14 protein-coding genes are annotated in these 17,662 nt (G+C 67.8%); 4 read left to right on the top strand and 10 right to left on the bottom strand.

Features of this window, described 5'->3' with window-relative positions:
- Positions 1-275 precede the first annotated feature (275 nt).
- The 3 genes from NG696_RS17335 to NG696_RS17325 all read right to left on the bottom strand — a co-directional run bounded on the left by NG696_RS17335 (position 276) and on the right by NG696_RS17325 (position 3,546).
- Positions 276-1,424: an AI-2E family transporter gene (locus NG696_RS17335; RefSeq protein WP_252576255.1), complete on the bottom strand. Its 1,149-nt coding sequence runs from the start codon at positions 1,422-1,424 to the stop codon at positions 276-278.
- Between the two features lie 211 nt (positions 1,425-1,635).
- Positions 1,636-2,316, bottom strand: coding sequence for a FadR/GntR family transcriptional regulator (locus NG696_RS17330; RefSeq protein ID WP_252576254.1), 681 nt, complete (start codon positions 2,314-2,316; stop codon positions 1,636-1,638).
- 6 nt (positions 2,317-2,322) lie between these two features.
- Positions 2,323-3,546 (bottom strand): MFS transporter, encoded by a 1,224-nt coding sequence (locus NG696_RS17325; protein ID WP_252576253.1) that lies wholly within the window; start codon positions 3,544-3,546, stop codon positions 2,323-2,325.
- 166 nt (positions 3,547-3,712) lie between these two features.
- Between NG696_RS17325 and NG696_RS17320 the strand changes: the two genes are divergently transcribed.
- Positions 3,713-5,398, top strand: a complete 1,686-nt coding sequence (locus NG696_RS17320; RefSeq protein ID WP_252576252.1) for a CYTH and CHAD domain-containing protein — start codon at positions 3,713-3,715, stop codon at positions 5,396-5,398.
- Positions 5,399-5,408: 10 nt separating this feature from the next.
- Here the strand turns inward: NG696_RS17320 and NG696_RS17315 are convergent, their stop codons facing one another.
- Positions 5,409-6,845 (bottom strand): PucR family transcriptional regulator, encoded by a 1,437-nt coding sequence (locus NG696_RS17315; protein WP_252576251.1) that lies wholly within the window; start codon positions 6,843-6,845, stop codon positions 5,409-5,411.
- Between the two features lie 156 nt (positions 6,846-7,001).
- Here NG696_RS17315 and NG696_RS17310 point away from each other — a divergent pair, with 156 nt between their 5' ends.
- Both NG696_RS17310 and gabT read left to right on the top strand, forming a co-directional pair.
- Positions 7,002-8,432: a gamma-aminobutyraldehyde dehydrogenase gene (locus NG696_RS17310; protein WP_252569790.1), complete on the top strand. Its 1,431-nt coding sequence runs from the start codon at positions 7,002-7,004 to the stop codon at positions 8,430-8,432.
- Positions 8,433-8,515: 83 nt separating this feature from the next.
- Positions 8,516-9,886: a 4-aminobutyrate--2-oxoglutarate transaminase gene (gabT, locus tag NG696_RS17305; protein ID WP_252576250.1), complete on the top strand. Its 1,371-nt coding sequence runs from the start codon at positions 8,516-8,518 to the stop codon at positions 9,884-9,886.
- Between the two features lie 105 nt (positions 9,887-9,991).
- On the opposite strand, the gene rarD is transcribed toward gabT, so the two are convergent.
- Positions 9,992-10,936 carry an EamA family transporter RarD gene (gene rarD / locus NG696_RS17300; RefSeq protein WP_252576249.1) on the bottom strand — a complete coding sequence of 315 codons (945 nt, stop codon included), beginning with the start codon at positions 10,934-10,936 and terminating at the stop codon, positions 9,992-9,994.
- A gap of 135 nt (positions 10,937-11,071) precedes the next feature.
- On the opposite strand from rarD, the gene NG696_RS17295 reads away from it, so the two are divergent.
- A complete protein-coding gene (locus NG696_RS17295) occupies positions 11,072-12,070 on the top strand; it encodes a DNA topoisomerase IB (protein ID WP_252576248.1) in 999 nt (332 codons plus the stop codon).
- 33 nt (positions 12,071-12,103) lie between these two features.
- On the opposite strand, the gene NG696_RS17290 is transcribed toward NG696_RS17295, so the two are convergent.
- From NG696_RS17290 to NG696_RS17270, 5 genes are read right to left on the bottom strand one after another with little or no spacing between them, the layout of a single operon-like run.
- Positions 12,104-12,841 (bottom strand): class F sortase, encoded by a 738-nt coding sequence (locus NG696_RS17290; protein ID WP_252576247.1) that lies wholly within the window; start codon positions 12,839-12,841, stop codon positions 12,104-12,106.
- Positions 12,842-13,705 (bottom strand): phosphate ABC transporter ATP-binding protein, encoded by an 864-nt coding sequence (locus NG696_RS17285; RefSeq protein WP_104061813.1) that lies wholly within the window; start codon positions 13,703-13,705, stop codon positions 12,842-12,844.
- A 26-nt stretch (positions 13,706-13,731) separates the two neighbouring features.
- Positions 13,732-14,700, bottom strand: coding sequence for a sortase (locus NG696_RS17280; protein ID WP_252576246.1), 969 nt, complete (start codon positions 14,698-14,700; stop codon positions 13,732-13,734).
- Positions 14,697-16,385, bottom strand: coding sequence for a substrate-binding domain-containing protein (locus NG696_RS17275; protein WP_252576245.1), 1,689 nt, complete (start codon positions 16,383-16,385; stop codon positions 14,697-14,699). The genes NG696_RS17280 and NG696_RS17275 overlap by 4 nt, the downstream gene beginning before the upstream one ends.
- Positions 16,382-17,662 carry a PstA family ABC transporter permease gene (locus NG696_RS17270; RefSeq protein ID WP_219816411.1) on the bottom strand — a complete coding sequence of 427 codons (1,281 nt, stop codon included), beginning with the start codon at positions 17,660-17,662 and terminating at the stop codon, positions 16,382-16,384. Before NG696_RS17270 ends, NG696_RS17275 begins: the two co-directional genes overlap by 4 nt.

The raw sequence follows: 17,662 nt of genomic DNA, 5'->3' as shown, positions 1-17,662 counted from the left end.
AGCGAGGCCCGGCACCCCAGCACGCCCTTCGCCCGCACAACGAGCCGAAACCGAATTCAGCTCATCCGCCCAGGCGGATCGGTGGATCGAGGCTAAGCGGTAGCAGCAGCACTAAGACGCGGTAACGCCCGACGTCGGTTCGCACCCAGGTGCCGGACCGTCGTCGGGCGCTGTGCTTGCGACGCGCAAAAGTGCCTCCGACGCGCAAATTCCTTGGCGCGCCTGATATTTCCAGTGCGCCAGGGAATATGCGCGTCGATTCTTAAAGATCCGGCTCAGGCCGGCTCAAGGTTCGGATCCTCAGCGGTCCACACTTGAATGACAGCCCAAATGACGGCCGCCATGGGGACGGACAGGACGGCGCCGATGATGCCCGCCAGGATGGTGCCGGCAGTCAGCGCCATCAGTATCACCAGTGCGTGGAGCTGGAGCGACTTGCCCATCACGATCGGCTGCAGCAAGTCACCCTCCAACTGGTTCACGGCGATCACCACGGCCACCACGATCAGCGCCACCACCGGACCGTTGGCCACGAGGGCCACCAAGGCCGCGAGGATGCCGGCCACCGTGGCTCCCACGAGCGGGATGAAAGCGGTCATGAAGATAATGATGGCCAGCGGGAACGCCAGCGGAACCTGCAGGATCAGGAGCGCCGCGCCGATGGCCACGGCATCCACCAGGGCCACGATGGCGGTGCCGCGGACGTAGCCGCCCAGGACTTCGAGCGTGCGGCTGCCCACCCGGCGGAGTTTTGCTTCCCGCTGCCCGCTGAAGGGCCGCAGGAAGAAGTTCCAGATTTTGGCGCCGTCCTTGAGGAAGAAGAACAGGATGACCACCACCAGTGCGCTTCCGGCCAGGAACTCCGTCACCACGGACAGTCCGGTGATGGCACCCGAGCGGACCTGGCTGCTGGTGGCAAACTGGATGATCCCCTCCCGTGCCTGGTTCAGCTGCTCCCGGTCGATCGGAATTGGACCGGTGAGCAGGAACTGCTCCAGCTCGTCCAGTCCCGAGGAGGCCTGCTGCGCCAGCTCGGCCCACTGGCTCCGGACGGAGAAGTAGATCACCGTACCAACGCCTGCCAGCAGGAGCAGGAGCGCCACAAACGCCAGTCCCGTGGCAGCGGCGCCCGGCAGGCCACGGCTGCGGAGCACGTTGACGAACGGGCCGATGGCCGCGGCAAGGATCAGGGCGATCAGGACCGGAATGACCAGCAGCTTGATCTGCATCAGGGCGTACACAGAGACCACGGCCACTGCCAGGATCAGCAGGACCTGGGCCGAACGGATCCCCACTCTTCCCAGCCAGTCGGCCCACAGTGCGCCGGGCGGCTTCCGCGCCCGCGGCTTCGCCTGGGTCTCTTCGCTCGGGGTCTCTTCACTCGGGGTCTCTTCGTTCGGGGCCTGGTGGGTTGCTCGTGACATGGAAACTCCTGGTCATCGGCGGGCACCCGGGATGCGGGCGGCACCCGGGGCGTTACTACCTGCGTCAGGTAGTAAGCCTACTGATGGGGCTGGCCTGCGGAGAAACCCCACGTTCACGTGCCACGAAAAACTAGGTAGCGGTAAGTGTCGTTATGGGCCTTCATAACGACACTTAGCGCTACCTAGTTGGGCCACCAGGCAGGAACTGGACTTACGCCCGCAGCCACTCCGCGCAGGTGTTCAGATTCTGGTTGACGCTGGCCACTGCGGCGTCGGCGTCGTGGGCCTCGATCGCATCCACCAGGGCGCCATGGCCCTCGTACGTGAGACCGTCCAGCCGGCCCTTGCGCTGCTGTTTGAGCAGGTCCTGGTGGAATACATCGCCGAAACTGACGTAGAGCTCGTGCAGCAGCGGGTTCCCGGTGGCATGGGCAACGCGCGCGTGGAAGTCCCAGTCCGCCCGGGCCCAACCCTCGAAGTCCGCGGCGTTCCAGGCGACCTCCCGGGTGGCGAGCACGGCACGCAGGGCGGCGGCGTCGTCGGCCGTTGCATTCCGGGCAGCGAGGCGCGCTGCCTGCGTGTCCAGTCCCAGCCTGACCTCGAGGATGTGTTCGTCCGTGTGGTCCTGGTACATGCGCCGGGCGGCGCCGGACATCTCGCTGGTGGCGCGGACGTAGGTGCCATCGCCGCGACGGACCTCCAGCATCCCGCTGTGGGCCAGGGCCCTGATGGCTTCGCGCAATGTGCCGCGCGAAACGCCCAGGCCCTGCACCAGTTCCGGTTCCGCGGGGATGCGCTGGTCAAGGGGCCACTCGCCGGAGTGGATCATCTGCCGGAGTTTGGCGGTGACCTCGGCGGCGAGGGGCTGGCGGTGTGAGGTGCTCAGGGTCATGGCGTCCTACTTCTTCAGGCCGGACAAGGGGGCGCGTGAGATCAGGTGGGCCACCACCACTTGGGCCACGGCGAGGCCCAGCAGGAGTGCCACGGGAAGCGACCAGCCGCCGGTGCCGCTGAACAGCAGACCGGCGCCGAAGGGGCCCGCCGTGGCCAGCAAGTAGCCGGTGGATTGCGCCAGGGTGGACAGGGCTGTGGTCTCGGCGGTGCTCGTCCCGCTCCGGCTGATCATCACCATGACCAGCGGGAAAATGCCCAGGCCGAAGCCGAGCAGGACGGTGGGAATGATGGCCAGGCCCACCGGCACCACCAGCAGTGACGCCAGGCCGGCCACCATAGTGATGCTGACCATGTACAGCGCTGGCCGGAGCATCCGGGGCCGTGAGCCGATGGCGAGCAGCACCATGCCGGCAGGCACGGAGACCAGCTGCATGAGCCCGTACATGAGGCCGCTGTCTGCCGAGTTGAGCCCCATGCTGATCAACATCGACGGGAACCAGCTGATGAGCGAGTACGCGAGCAGCGCCTGGAGAGCGAAAATGGCCGTGAGCAGCTGGCCCTTCCGGGTGCGGAGCAGAGGCCACGGGGAGATGCGGGCAGCAGTGTTCCGGACGCTGTTGCGGTGCGCATGCAGAACGACGGGTACGAAGCCCAGGAAGGCGGCCACGGCCAGGAATCCGATCGCGCCCACCGCGGCGGACGGCGAGCCGAGCGCCAGGGCCAGCGGGACCACGGCCACCGCGGTGACGGTGGCGCCGGTGGTCATGGTGACGGTGTACAGCGCCGTCATGGCCGACGTCCGGTGGGCAAAATGCTCGCGGATGAATGACGGCATGGCCACGTTGCAGACCGCCAGGCCGGACATCCCCACGACGGTGCCCGCCACCAGCATCCCTGTTGCCGGAATCCCGCGGAGCAGCAGCCCGCCAGCCAGAAAGCCAAGCGCCAGCAGGATTGCCTTCTCGACGCCGAGCCGTCCCGTCAGCCACGACGTCGCCGCCCCCGCCACCGCAAAACAGAGAGTGGGGATGGACGGAATGATCGCCGCCACCAGCGGCCCATAGCCCAGAACCTGCTGAAAATCATGGAGGAGGGCAGACGCGCCCGCGATCCCTGCCCGCAGGTTCAGCCCAATCAGCACCAGCGCAATGACGCCGAAGACGACGGCGGTGCGCGGCTTGGGCGGCGCGTCGGACAGCGTCGGGGCTTCGGTGGGGGCAACAGTCATGTCTTAACGTTAGACGTTAGACGTTTGATGTCTAGGGTTCTGTGGCGAACCTCTCCCGGCTATTAATGTTGCGGGCATAGACTCGGGCCACAGGAGTTCGGCCCCGGGCTCTCGAGAACCCGCCCAGCTGGATCTGGCGCCCATCAACGTGGAAGGACGGCCGGTCATGGCTCCGCAGGCAGTTGAGGTCGAAAAGAAGTACGACGTCGGTCAGGACGCCGAGGTGCCGTCGCTCGCGGACATCCCCGGGGTAGCCCGGGTGGGGGAGCCCCACGTGGACACCTTGGAAGCGGTGTACTTCGACACGCAAACCCACACGCTCGCCGCCCGTGACATCACGCTTCGCCGCCGCACCGGCGGAGTCGACGCCGGCTGGCACCTGAAGCTGACCGCGGAGGGCCCCGGATCCGACGAGGAGTCCGGCGACGCAGCCGGCGGCTCCGGCTCGGAACCCCGGCGGCGCCGCGAGCTGCACGCCCCGCTGGGCCAGCCCGGCGTCGTTCCCGACAGCCTGTTGGCGCACGTGCTGGCCTACCTCCGCGGCGAGGACGCCGCCCCGGTGGTCCGGCTGAAAACCCGGCGGACCACCTATGCGTTATATGGCGAGGACGGCGTCCACCTGGCGGACCTGGCGGATGACCGCGTGAGCGCAGAGCTGCTGGGCGCCGCCGACGTGGCGGCGCCCGACCGCGCCGGCGACGCCGCTGCGGGCGACGGCGCTGCCGACGGCGCTGCGAACGGCGTGGCCGCGCCCGACGGGGTAGCCGCCCCCGACCGCAGTGCCCGGACACGGGAGTGGCGCGAATGGGAACTCGAGCTGGTGCATGGGAGTCCTGACCTGTTCCCGGCCGCGGCGGAAATCCTGGCCGCTGCCGGGGCGCGCCCTGCCAAGCACGGCTCCAAGCTGGCAAAAGTCCTGGCACTGCCTGCCAGGGAGTCCGGTGCCGCTGCCGGCCCAAAAAGTCCTGGCAAAAAGGGGCCTGTGTCGGACCTCCTGACCGCCTACCTGGCTGAGCAGATCCGCGAGATCCTGGCGCACGATCCCGGCGTCCGCCTGGAGGAACCCGAGGCTGTGCACGCCCTGCGGTCAGCAACCCGCCGAACCCGTTCCGCACTCGCGGCCTACCGACGGCTCTACAGTGCCGTGGCCGTGCGGCGCCTTCGGGACGAGCTGAAGTGGCTCGGCGGCGTGCTGGGAAAACCGCGTGACGCCGAAGTCATGCTGGACCGGCTGCGCGGACACGCGGCCGACCTGCCGCCCGGGCTGGCCTCGGCAGTGAAGGACCGGCTGGACGATGAACTCGGCAACAGATTGAACAACGCCTACCGGAAACTCCAGAAGGGACTGCTTTCCGAACGGTACTTCCGGCTCCTGGATGACCTGGAAGCCTTCCGTGACCACCCGCCGGTCCGGCGCGAGGGTGCAGCCCCCGCCCGTAAGGCAGTGGGCAAGCTAGTGGCCAAGGCCGCCAAACGCCTGCAGCGCGCAGCGAGGACGGCCAAACGTGCACGCCGGGGAGCGGACCACGAGACCGCCCTTCACGACGTGCGTAAGGACGCCAAGCGGCTGCGGCACGTGGCGGAATCCGTGGAGCCGGTCCACGGCAAGCACGCCACGAAAATCGCCAAGGCCGCGCGCCGCCAGCAGCAGATCCTCGGCGATTTCCACGACAGCGTGGTGGCCCGGGACCTGCTGGCCAAGCTGGCGGCGGCGCCGGACCTGCCCGAGGCCGTCGCGTCAGCCTACGTCACGCTCCATACCCGGCAGGTGCAGCTCGCGGCCGAGGCCGAAGCTGAGTACCGGAAGGAACAAAAGAAGTCCCGGAAGGTCCTCCGGGGGACGGTCATTTAGGGCAGCTGGCCTACCTGGCCTGCCGCGCTCCGAGCCGCGACACGGCGAGCGCCAACCACAGCTGCACACGGTCCGCCGTGACCGAAGGATCGTAGCCGGTCAGCTCGGTGATCTGCGCCAGCCGGTACCGTACGGTGTTCCGGTGCAGGGTCAGGGCTTCGGCGACGGCGGCCACGGAACCGTTGTTGTTCAGGTAGCTTTCCAGCGTAGTCACCAGTTCGGCACCGTGCGCGGCGTCGAACGCGCGCAGCGGGTTCAGCGACTCGTGGGCCATGTCGGCCAGGGGAACGTCTTCGCTGGCCAGCAACAGTGACGTCAGGCTCAGGCGTTCCGGCTCGTTCACCGGCAGGCCGTGGCTCGCAGCATCGCGCGCCTCAAAGTAGCTCCAGCGCAGGCCGTTGGGCTTGGTGTACGCGCCGCCGATCCCGATTGTCGCGTGGATCCCGGCCTCAGCCAGGTGGTCGCTGAGGCGCCTGGCCAGCGCAGGTGCCGTGCCGCCGTCGTCGTTGATCACCACCACCAGGTCCTTCCCGACGACGGCGGCCACCGCCGTCTCCAGCGGCTGCGGCACCGAGGTGCTCACCAGGGCCTTGTGATGGGCGGCGGACACCGCCAGCAGCACCACGTTTTTGCGTGTGCTGTTCAGGCCCACACCGGCGAGCCGGCGCTGTGCCTCGCTGGTCTCCAGGGCGCCGTGGATGACGTCCTCCAGCACCTGGCCGCACAGGGCGCGCTGGGCCTGGCGTTGCTTGACCATGTTGTTAAGCTCCACGCTGATCAGGTTCTGTGCGTAGCCGATGATGCCCGAATCCTCGAAGGTCTCGCGGACCCACAGCGTGCAGGCATCGCGGCGGCCGGTGGGGATGGGGTAGGAGGCCCACGTGTCAGCGGAGGGGAGCTCGGTGCTGCTGTTGTACAGGTGTGCGGTGAACTGGGTGAGGGCAATCTCAGTCCGCAACATCCCGCCCAGGTGCTTCAGGAGCTGGGTGAGGCCGCCGCCGGTGAGGAGGGCGCGGGCCAGGATCTGGTGGCCCGCGATCAGGCGCTCCAGCTTGGCGACATGATCAGCGGCCTGCGCTTCCGCCACCAGTTTGCCGATGGCAATGAACGGAGTCTCGTAAGGCACCTGGACGATCGGCAGCCCCCAGCGGTTGGCCTCGGCAATCAGGGCCGGCGGGACGGCGTCGTGCGTCAGACCTGTCCCGAACCCGATGCCCACGGCTCCGGCGCGCTGGACCTGCCGGACGAAGCGCCGCTGCTCGGGCGCGGACCGCAGGCGCATGCCGGTGGTGAGCACCAGCTCGCCGCCGCTGAGGAAACGCTGCGGGTCCTCCAGCTCAGTAACGGCAACCCAGTTGATGTCCTCGTGCCAAGTGGTCTCGGCAAGGCCTGCATTGGACAGGTGGAGGGAGTGCACGCCGAGCAGGGTGGCGAGGGAAATGGCCATGGCTCAAGGATAGACGGACGCTGGTCAACCGCACTAAACATTGCGGCCAAGGGTGTGCAGGTGGCTATTCCCCGGGGGAAGGTGCTGGCATAGGCTCAAGGCAGTCGCAACCATCCGCTTCGCAGCTGATGTTCCCTATGAAAGAGGTTGTACACCGTGGTTCAAACCTTGCAGAACTTCATCAACGGTGAGTTCGTTACGCCTGCGGGCACTGCCCTGCTGGACATCGTTAATCCCACGAACGGCGAGGTAGTGGCGCAGTCTCCCGTCTCCATCCAGGCCGACGTCGACGCCGCCATGACCGCGGCCAAGGATGCTTTCAAGACCTGGAAGCACGTCACCCCCGGGCAGCGCCAGCTGATGCTGCTCAAGCTCGCGGACGCTGTTGAAGCCAACAGCGACGAACTTGTCGAGGCGCAGCACCGCAACACCGGGCAGGTGCGCAGCCTCATTGCCTCCGAGGAAGTTGCCGCCGGCGCCGACCAGCTCCGCTTCTTCGCCGGTGCCGCGCGCATCCTGGAAGGAAAGTCAGCGGGCGAGTACTTCGAAGGCCACACTTCCTATGTGCGCCGCGAACCCATCGGTGTGGTGGCCCAGGTTGCGCCCTGGAACTACCCGTTCCTGATGGCCATCTGGAAGATCGGCCCTGCTCTCGCGGCCGGCAACACAGTCGTCCTCAAGCCGTCCGACACCACCCCCGAATCCACCCTCGTGCTGGCCCGCCTGGCCGGCGACATCCTGCCTGCCGGCGTGTTGAACGTAGTTCTGGGAACCGGCGAAACCGGCGCCATGATGGTGGAACACCGGGTCCCCGGCCTGGTCTCCATCACGGGTTCCGTCCGGGCCGGCATCGCCGTGGCCTCCGGAGCTGCGAAGGGCCTCAAGCGCGCCCACCTGGAGCTCGGCGGCAAGGCCCCGGCCATCGTATTCAAGGACGCCGACATCAAAAAGAGCGCCGCGGCCATCGCCGAGTTCGCCTTCTTCAACGCCGGCCAGGACTGCACCGCCATCACCCGGGTGCTGGTGGAAGACTCGGTCCACGACGACGTCGTGGCGGCCATGGTGGAACACACCAAGACCCTGCACACCGGCTCGCAGAACGACGAAGACAACTACTTCGGCCCGCTGAACAACGTGAACCACTTCAACGCCGTCACCTCCGTAGTGGAGCACCTCCCGGAGAACTGCCAGGTTGTCACGGGCGGGCACCGCGCCGGCGACAAGGGCTTCTTCTTCGAACCCACCATCGTCACCGGCGCCAAGCAGACGGATGACATCGTCCAGAAGGAAACCTTCGGCCCGGTCATCACCGTGCAGAAGTTCTCCTCCGAGGCGGAAGCCCTCGAACTGGCGAACGACGTCGAATACGCCCTCGCGTCCAGCGTCTGGACATCCGACCACGGCACGGCGATGCGGATGAGCCGCGACCTGGACTTCGGCGCGGTCTGGATCAACACGCACATCCTCCTCACCGCCGAAATGCCCCATGGCGGCTTCAAGCAGTCCGGCTACGGCAAGGACCTCTCCATGTACGGCGTCGAGGACTACACCCGCATCAAGCACGTCATGAGCGCACTCGACGCATAGTCCCCACCGGCGCCCTAACCTCGCTTCGCTTCGGCAAGGGAACCCTGCCGGCGTGGGCCCGTTCAGTAAGAAAGAAGACTCCCATGAGCACCACAGCAAGTGAAATCACCTTCCGCCTGGAACAGAAGCGCCGTGTCCAGGCCGACTTCCCGGGCCCCAAGTCCATCGCCCTGACCGAGCGCCGCAAGGCAGTGGTCGCCGCTGGTGTCGCCTCCGCCGTTCCGGTCTACGTTGCGGACGCCGACGGCGGCATCATCCACGACGTCGACGGCAACTCCTTCATTGACCTCGGCTCGGGCATCGCGGTGACCAGCGTCGGCGCGTCCGATCCCGCCGTCGTCGGGGCCGTGAAGGAAGCCGTGGAGCACTTCACCCACACTTGCTTTATGGTCACCCCGTACGAAAGCTACGTGGCCCTCGCCGAGCAGCTCAACCGCCTGACCCCGGGCAATCACGAGAAGCGGACCGTGCTGTTCAACTCCGGCGCCGAGGCTGTGGAGAACGCCGTCAAGGTAGCCCGCCTCGCCACCGGACGTGACGCCGTCGTCGCCTTTGACCACGCCTACCACGGCCGCACCAACCTGACCATGGCGCTGACCGCGAAGGCCATGCCGTACAAGACCAACTTCGGACCGTTCGCGCCCGAGGTCTACCGCATGCCCATGAGCTACCCGTACCGCGAGGAGAACCCCTCGATCACCGGTGCCGAGGCCGCCAAGCGCGCCATCACCATGATCGAGAAGCAGATCGGCGGCGACCAGGTTGCCGCGATCATCATCGAGCCCATCCAGGGCGAGGGCGGCTTCATTGTCCCCGCCGAAGGCTTCCTCCCCGCGCTGGCCGCCTGGGCCAAGGCCAACGGCGTGGTGTTCATCGCCGACGAGGTCCAGTCCGGCTTCTGCCGCACCGGCGAATGGTTCGCGGTAGACCACGAGGGCGTCGTCCCGGACATCATCACCATGGCCAAGGGCATCGCCGGCGGCATGCCGCTGTCCGCAATTACCGGCCGCGCGGACCTGCTCGACGCCGTCCACCCGGGCGGCCTGGGCGGCACCTACGGCGGTAACCCGGTGGCGTGCGCCGCCGCGCTGGCCGCGATCGGGTCCATGGAGGAATACAACCTCGCCGGACGTGCGCGCCACATAGAGCAGCTCGCCACGGGACGCCTGCAGGAACTGCAGGCCGAACTGGGCAGCGCCGGGAAGTCCGTGATCGGCGACATCCGCGGCCGTGGCGCGATGCTGGCCGTCGAACTGGTCCAGGCCGGCTCCAAGGAACCCAACCCCGAGCTGACCAAAGCCGTGGCCGCTGCCTGTCTCAAGGAGGGTGTCATCATCCTCACCTGCGGCACGTACGGCAACGTCATCCGCCTGCTGCCCCCGCTGGTCATCACCGACGACCTGCTCAACGACGGCCTGGACATCCTGGCAGCGGCCATCAAGGCCAACGCCTAGGACCCCGCCCCACAGAGGTAGCGCCCCCTCGCAACGGCGCGAACGAACACTTGAGGCCCTGGAAACTCACGTTTCCAGGGCCTCAAGTGTTCGTTCGCGCTCGTACTATGAGGCGCGGGCCCGCTTCCTTGCCCTTGAGTTCTTGCCTGCCATCCGGAGCATGTCGACGGTCAGCACCAGCAGGGCCAGCCACACCACGCCGAAGCCGATCCAGCGGCTGGTGGTCATGGCTTCCTGGAACACCACCAGCGCCACGATGAACTGCAGGAGCGGGGCAACATACTGCAGCAGCCCGATGGTGGTCATGGGCAGCCGGCGGGCCGACGCACCGAAGAACAGCAGCGGCACCGCGGTAATCACGCCGGAGGCCACCAGGAGCCAGAAGTGCCCGGCGCCCTGGCTGGCCAGGGTGGCCGCGCCGCTGGCGCCGAGGAACACCATGGTGGCCGCGGCGATCGGGGCCAGCACGATGGTTTCCACGCTGAGGCTGGTCACCGCGTCCACCTTCGGGCCAACGCGCTTCTTCACAAACCCGTACAGGCCAAAGCTGACGGCCAGCGTCAGGGCGATCCAGGGCAGTTTGCCGTAGCTCACCGTGAGCACGCCCACCGCTACAAAACCGATTCCGACGGCGGCCCACTGGAGGGGGCGCAGCTTCTCCTTCAGGACGAACACACCCAGGAGGACCGAGACCAGGGGGTTGATGAAGTAGCCCAGTGCGGCTTCGACGGCCTGGCCGGTGGTGACGCCGTAGGTGTAGGTCAGCCAGTTCACGGCAATGAGTGCGGCCGCGATGGCGAGGGTGCCGAACACGGAGCGGTCGCGGAAGGCTGCGGCCAGCGCACGCCAGGACCGGGTGACCGTGATCAGGAGGATGCAGAAAAACAGGGACCACACCACGCGGTTGGCCACGATCTCCAACGCACCGGCGGGCATCAGCGCAAAGAAGTACAGGGGGAGCAGCCCCCACAGCCCGTACGCACCGAAGCCGAACAGGACTCCCTCCGTAGTCTCTTTGTCTACAGCCTTGATGCCTGCTGGCGCGGTCACAGCGGTCTTGGGTAAAGAGTCGGTTTCAGGGGGAGTAGGCACGTAACCAATAACACCAGTTGATGGACGCGTATTCCAGTCAAAAGTCAGTACGCTTTCCTTCATGGAACCGATGACCCCGCAGGTTGCCGTCCCGTGAGGCTCCGCCGCAGCAACACCAACGGCCGCGGCTACCGTCGCGTGCCCGCCGGGACGGGCTTCAGCTACCGGGACCTGGACGGCTCCACACTGCAGCAGGGGCCTGTCCGGGAACGGCTGGAAAGCATCGGCATCCCGCCGGCCTGGACGGACGTGTGGATTGCGCCGTTCGACAACGGGCACATCCAGGCGACAGGCCTCGATGCGGTGGGCCGGCGGCAGTACATCTACCACCCCGCCTGGCGGGAGCGGAAGGACCGCGTGAAGTTCGACCGCGCCCTGCAGCTGGCCGAGTCGCTGCCCACCGCCCGCCGGCTGGTCACCCTGGACCTGCGCAGCGACGGCCCCAGCCGCGAACGTGTCCTGGCGGCGGCCTTCCGGATGCTGGACAGCGGGTCCCTGCGGGTGGGATCGGAGCGGTACACCAACGAGAACGGCAGCCGCGGCCTGGCCACGCTCCTGTGTGCGCATGTGCATGTCCGGAAGGAGTGCCTGGAGCTGAGGTTTCCGGCCAAGAGCGGCAAGGACTGGGAGTCGGAAATCCACGACGCCGACCTCGCCGCCCTGGTGCGGATGCTCAAGCGCCGCGGTGGAAATGCCAGGCTGCTGGCGTTCAAGGAGGGTCGGACCTGGCGGCCGGTCACCAGCGCGGACATCAATGCCTACGTCAAGGAGCGGACGGGTTTGGACTTCACCGCCAAGGACTTTCGGACCCTGCACGGGACGGTGGCCGCCGCCGTCAGCCTGGCTCGCAGCGGCCCGCAACCGACCGTTGCCGCGCGGAAGGGCGCCATCAGCGTGGCCATGCTGGAGGCTGCAGTGGTGCTGGGGAACACGCCGTCGATCGCCCGGAAGAGCTATGTTGACCCCCGGCTGCTGGACCACTTTGCCGCGGGGGAGACCATCGACCCCAAACGCCTGGACTCCGCGGAAGCCGAGCTCCGGGCGCTGCTGTACCGGGAAGGTGACGTGGTGCCGCTGCGCCAGAGCGGCTGAGGCCCGTCGTTGCTGCCGGTTGTTGCCGCCTGCTCAGCCCGTTTGCTCGGCGTACACAACGTAGTTCTCGGTGGCGCCGGCGTCGTTCAGCTGGAAGCACGTCACCAGCACCAGCCGCCCGGGCACGGCAGCCCAGAGGTCGTCCCGCTGCCCGAGACTGGTCTTTGCATAGCCGGCCGCCCCCGTGACCGTGTATCTCGTGACGCCCTCCGGCGTGGTGACCAGCACCGCATCGCCCGGCTGTGCCCGGCCCCTGCCGGCCTGGATGTCCATCAGTCCGTTGAATGCCGAGTAGCCGAGGTTCCAGGAGTGGGCGGCCAGGTAGGTGGTGTTGGTGGCCCCGGCGCCGGCCGGTCCGTAGTCGCTGATCCAGTACGCGAATCCATTGGACGGCGGGTTGACCCGGCGGTCGGCCGGGAGGGCCATCGGCAACACGGGGATGTCCATACCGAGCCGCGGCACTTGCACCCGCACCGGCTGGCCCGGCCCTGCAGGTGTCCGGGCCAGTTCCCGGCCGGCCACCGCCTCAGCCTCTGCCGGCGTCTCCACTACCAGCGGGGCGCCGCCGCCTGCCGTTGTGGCGCCGTAGTCGGGCAGCTGCGGTGCAGATTCCGTGGCCTGCCCGGGGACTGCCAGCAGCGGCTGGGCCCCCGTCAGGAGCGGGATTCCGTACACTAGCACCACGGCAAGGCCCAGCCCGGTCAGGCCGACGGCGGCAAGGTTGCGGTAGCGGCGGCGCCTGCGGGCGGCGGATGTGGGGGCCCGTCGCATTTACCCGAAGCGTCCGTTGACGTAGTCGCTGGTGCGCTGGTCCTGCGGGTACTGGAACATGGCGTCAGTGGGGCCGTGTTCAACGATCGCCCCGGGCGCGTTGTGTGCCGCCAGGAAGAAGGCGCACGTGTCCGAGATACGCGCGGCCTGCTGCATGTTGTGGGTGACGATGACGATCGTGACGAGTCCGCGCAGCGACGCGATGGTCTCCTCGACGCGGCGGGTGGACGTGGGGTCCAGCGCCGAGCATGGCTCGTCCATCAGCAGCACCCGCGGGGAAACCGCCAGGGATCGGGCGATGCACAGCCGCTGCTGCTGGCCGCCTGACAGTCCGCCGCCGGGCTGGTGCAGCCGGTCCTTGACCTCGTCCCACAGGGATGCCTTGCGGAGTGAATCCTCCACCAGGTAGTCCTTCTCCAGCCGGCTAGCCTTGATGCCCGCGAGCTTCAGCCCGGCGACGGTATTTTCGTAGATGGACATGGCGGGGAAGGGGTTGGCTTTCTGGAAGACCATGCCGATGTTGCGGCGCGCCAGGGTCACCCGCCGGCCCGGATCGTAGATGTCGGCCCCGTCCAGCAGGACCTGCCCCGCCAGCGACGCTGTTGGCACCATTTCGTGCATCCGGTTGAGGATCCGCAGGAACGTGGACTTGCCGCAGCCCGACGGGCCGATCAGGGCCGTGACCTGTCCCGCTTCCATGGTCAGCGAGACGCGGTCCAGGACCTTGCGCTCGCCGAACCAGGCGCTGACCGCCCTGGCGTCGAGCTCGGCCGCCTCGCTCCCGGCGAACGGGTCCGGGAAGCCCTCGCCCTCGGGCGGATCGAACACGGCCAGTGTGTGGCCGGAGGATGATTGCGTGGTCATCAGGGTTCCTTCTATGGAGATTTTCACTAAAGCAGGTTGGGCAGCAGGAGGCTGACCTGCGTACCGGTCAGGACTGACAGCGCGCCCAGCATCGGCAGGAACACCAGCCAGGTCTCGCGTTGACCCCAGCGGTACCACGACCAGACGGCGGCCATGGCGGCCAGGATCAGCAGTTCCAGGCACACCAGGAGTCCTACCAGGTCCGAGGTGTCAGATCCCAGGGGCAGCTCGGCGGCTTCCAGGGATGCGGGATAGAGGACCGGCGCGGTCTTCGGGAAAGCCTTGGACAGCAGCTTGGCGTCGACCCGCAGGACGCCGTCGGGAAGGAAGGCGGCCCCGGCTGCGGTGGTCAGGGTCAGGCGCCCTTCGTCACCGGTGGGGATGGACGGGCCGGGGTCACCGGCGCGGCGATGGCCCATCACCTCGAACTCGGCCACTCCCAGCCCGGTGGTCACGGTGAACCGCTCGCCCGGTGCGAGGCGGGTCAGCTGGCCCAGGGGGCCACCGTAGGCGGCGGCCCTGCCCATCAGGACGCTTGTGCCGCTCTGCCCCGGCAGGGGAGTGTCCCGCCGGTGGCCGACGCCGTCCATCAGTTCCCGGGATGTGGTTCCCTCCACCACCGTTTCCTGGATGTCCAGTGCGGGAATCGAAAGCAGGGCCAGCGGTGTCCCGGGGGCCACCAATGCGCCCGTGTGGTCCGTCTGGCCGAGCGGTGCGGAGCCTTCCGCCAGGCCGGTCCGGAGCTCTTCAAACAGCCGGGTCTGCGTGGTGGAGTGCTGCACCTGCGAGATGATCACAATGTTGATGATCTGGCCGAAGAGGATCACCGAGACCATCGCCAGACCCAGCGAAATCGCCTTGTTAGTGTGCGACGGCGGGAGCCTGACAGGGGTGGCCCGGCGCCTGTTCCGTGCCGTACGGCGGAGCCACGCGAGCGCGCCGCGGTGCAGGAAACGGGGGCCGGTCTGGCGCCGGCCCGGGAGTGTCGCGGTCATGCTTTGGTGCCGCGCTTACTCCCCGCACGCCTGGCCAGGGCGCCGGCGGTCAGTGGCGGGACGAGGACCAGAAGGCCCACGAGGCCGCCGATGATCAGCAGGAGGTTCTGCGGTTGTCCCCAGCCGCGGCTGGAGGCCAGCGTGGTGGTGACAGGCGTTAACTGCCCGGCGACGCCGCTGGCGGCCCCGGCGGCTACGGCTGTGCAGGTGCCGCTGTCGGGGTCACAGGCTGCCGCGTCGCTGGCCGGATCGACGGCAGCCGCTCCGGCGTCGGCCAGGTCAGTCACTTCGGCGGTGCTGGCCGGAACTTCGGCTCCTGCTGCGGCCGGGGCCCCTGCCGGGCCCTGGTTGACGGCCGCGTCGGCACCGCGCCAGGGCACCTGGCAGGCAGCGTCGCAGGCCTTGTCGAACGGTGCGCTCCGCACGAGTTGGTTGGCCGAAGGTGAGTCGCCCGGCTTGAACGTGGGGTTGTTGCAGGCGGGCGCCGAACCGCCGGACACACTGTCGCGGGTCTGGTCCATCTTGCGGATGGTGTCCTGGTCCACGCCCGGTATCTTGCGGATCTGTTCCATCCCGGCCAGGACCAGGTTCATGGGCAGCGGCGAGTATCCGAGCTGGCCCATGGGGCGCTGGCCCTCGCACAGGGCGTAGTTCGCGAAGAAGCCCAGGGTGGCTCCCTGCGCCGGGTTCAGGGCATTGGTGGCCTGGGTCGGGACGATCATGTACGAATACGCCGACATGGGATACGTGCGGGGGTCCTTGTAGCCGTACACCTTGGAGAGGTCCTGGGAAAGGTAGTTCGCTGACCCCTTGTCCTGGTTGATGCTCGCCTGGGTCAGCGCCACGGCCACTGCGTGCTCCGTGGGCAGCGTGTAGAAGCCGGCAGCGTTCTTGACCTGTGCCACCGGAAAGCCGATGCCCTGGGCGTAGGAGTACTCGTCGTAGTTGATGGTGAACTGGTTGTTCGCCGAGTACGTGGTGACACCCTGCGAGCCGTTCTGGGCCACGAAGTTCTTGAGACCCTGCGTGGGGTAGAAGGACGTGGCGTGCTGCGGGTCGCAGCCGGTGACGGCGCACAGCTTGGCGTAGTCGGCAGGGTACTGGCGCAGCAGCCAGAGCGTGAACTGGGCGGTGGCGCCGGAGCCGTCAGAGCGGACCACCACGTTGATGGTGGCGTCAGGCAGGGCAACGCCGGGGTTGTCGGCGGTGATGATGGGATCGTTCCAGCGGGTGACCTGGCCGGTGAAGATCTTGGCGATGGCCGGCTGCGAGAGTTTGAGGCTGGTCATCCGTGAGCTGCCGGCCTTGAGGTTATACATAAAGGCGGTACCGCCGGCCACCACGGGCAGCATGCCGTAGGCGAAGCCGGGCATGCTGTTGTCGCGCGGGTCGGCGGTGTCCCCGGTGTAGGGGATTTCCGAGACGGCGAACTGCTTCATCTGGTCGGCGAATTCCTTGCGCCCCGTGGAGGAACCCTTGTTCTCGTAGTCCACCGTCACGCCCTGGGCGCCGACCCGTGCGATCCAGTCCTGCAGCGCGTTGCCCGCCCAGGAGGATCCGGAGCCGCCGATGCGCAGGTAGTTGGCTGCCTGGGCAGGCGCCAGGCCAGTCAGCACCATACCGAGTGACAGCAGGATTCCCAGGACCGCCGGAACGGTCCGTCGCTTGGAAAGGGGGCGGATCATGGTTTCTCCTGCATGTTGTCGGTAGGTGCTGCGCCCAGGCTCGCCAGCAGTTGGGCGTGGTTGCGTTCAATGCGGGGCAGGTCGCGCCGGGACCTGGCGGCCGCGCGCCGTGCCTGGGCCTGTGTCTGCTTGCCGGCGTCCTGGCCGCCGATGATGCGGGCGATGATGAACAACACCAGGACCACGAACAGCAGGAACGCCGCGGTGGCGAAGCCGCGAGCCACCATCTCCGGCACGGGGGAGCGGACGTAGTCCAGGGCAGCCAGCGGAAGCGGTGTCTGCGGACCGGAGAACGGATTGGCATTCATCACGCCGGTAAAGCCGGACGTCAGCAGGACCGGCGCGGTCTCGCCGATGCCGTGGGCGGTGGCCAGGATGACGCCGGTGGTCAGGCCGGAGCGGACGGTGGGCAGCACAATGTGCCACACCACCCGCCATTGGCCCGCGCCCAGGGCCAGGCCTGCCTCGCGCAGGTTCCCGGGCACCAGCCGGAGGACGACGTCGGCCGAGCGGATCATGATCGGCAGCATCAGGACGGTGATGGCCAGCGAAGCGGCAAAACCATTGGTCTGGTGCGTGATGGCCATAACCACCGCCGCGTAGATGAACAGGCCCGCCACAACGGACGGCAACGCCGTCATTGCTTCCACGACTGTGCGCACGATGCGGGCCAGGCGCCCGCCCACTTCGTTGAGGAATACCGCCGTCGTCATTCCCAGCGGAATGGTGATGGCCAGGGCGATGCCGATCTGTTCCAGCGTTCCCACCAGGGCATGCAGCACGCCGCCCTGGTCCAGGCCGGACAGGGGCCCGGCGCCGGTCATGTCAGTGGTGAAGAAGTTGACGTGGAACAGCGCTTCCTGGCCGCGGGCGAACGTGAACATCACCACCAGGCCAAGAGTGCCGGCGACGGCGGCGCCCGCCGAGCTGAGCAGGACCGTCACCAGTCCGTTGCGGACTGCCGGAGCCGGCTGCCGCAGGTGTATCAGGGCGGTATACAGCAGCAGGAACCATAGGTAGGAAACGATGAACAGCCAGCCCAGGGGGATCAGTCCCAGGGCCACGGTCAGCAGGAGGCCCATGGCCAGCCCGCCGGCGGCCGCGCCGGCCAGCGACAGGACGTGGTTGCGGCCAACGCCAAGCCGTACCCGGACTTCGTCCGGGGCGCCGGCAGAATTGGACAGCTGCGGCAGCTCAGTAGCTGGGCGGCGTGGCCCGGGATCGGCAGGCAGATCGGTCACCTCGAAGGTGGCGGGTCCGTCGTCGGTGGTCGTCAT

The sequence above is a fragment of the Pseudarthrobacter cellobiosi genome (assembly GCF_023913755.1).
GTDB classification, from domain to species: Bacteria; Actinomycetota; Actinomycetes; order Actinomycetales; family Micrococcaceae; genus Arthrobacter; species Arthrobacter cellobiosi.
This window is presented reverse-complemented; position numbering and strand designations above follow the sequence as displayed.

What these genes read in the sequence shown, in the direction of transcription:
- NG696_RS17315 (WP_252576251.1), bottom strand. Translation starts at nt 6,845, where the DNA reads ATGGCCATTTCCCTCGCCACCCTGCTCGGCGTGCACTCCCTCCACCTG.
- NG696_RS17285 (WP_104061813.1), bottom strand. Translation starts at nt 13,705, where the DNA reads ATGACCACGCAATCATCCTCCGGCCACACACTGGCCGTGTTCGATCCG.
- NG696_RS17270 (WP_219816411.1), bottom strand. Translation starts at nt 17,662, where the DNA reads ATGACGACCACCGACGACGGACCCGCCACCTTCGAGGTGACCGATCTG.
- NG696_RS17325 (WP_252576253.1), bottom strand. Translation starts at nt 3,546, where the DNA reads ATGACTGTTGCCCCCACCGAAGCCCCGACGCTGTCCGACGCGCCGCCC.
- NG696_RS17280 (WP_252576246.1), bottom strand. Translation starts at nt 14,700, where the DNA reads ATGACCGCGACACTCCCGGGCCGGCGCCAGACCGGCCCCCGTTTCCTG.
- NG696_RS17290 (WP_252576247.1), bottom strand. Translation starts at nt 12,841, where the DNA reads ATGCGACGGGCCCCCACATCCGCCGCCCGCAGGCGCCGCCGCTACCGC.
- NG696_RS17320 (WP_252576252.1), top strand. Translation starts at nt 3,713, where the DNA reads ATGGCTCCGCAGGCAGTTGAGGTCGAAAAGAAGTACGACGTCGGTCAG.
- NG696_RS17335 (WP_252576255.1), bottom strand. Translation starts at nt 1,424, where the DNA reads ATGTCACGAGCAACCCACCAGGCCCCGAACGAAGAGACCCCGAGTGAA.
- NG696_RS17330 (WP_252576254.1), bottom strand. Translation starts at nt 2,316, where the DNA reads ATGACCCTGAGCACCTCACACCGCCAGCCCCTCGCCGCCGAGGTCACC.
- gabT (WP_252576250.1), top strand. Translation starts at nt 8,516, where the DNA reads ATGAGCACCACAGCAAGTGAAATCACCTTCCGCCTGGAACAGAAGCGC.
- NG696_RS17275 (WP_252576245.1), bottom strand. Translation starts at nt 16,385, where the DNA reads ATGATCCGCCCCCTTTCCAAGCGACGGACCGTTCCGGCGGTCCTGGGA.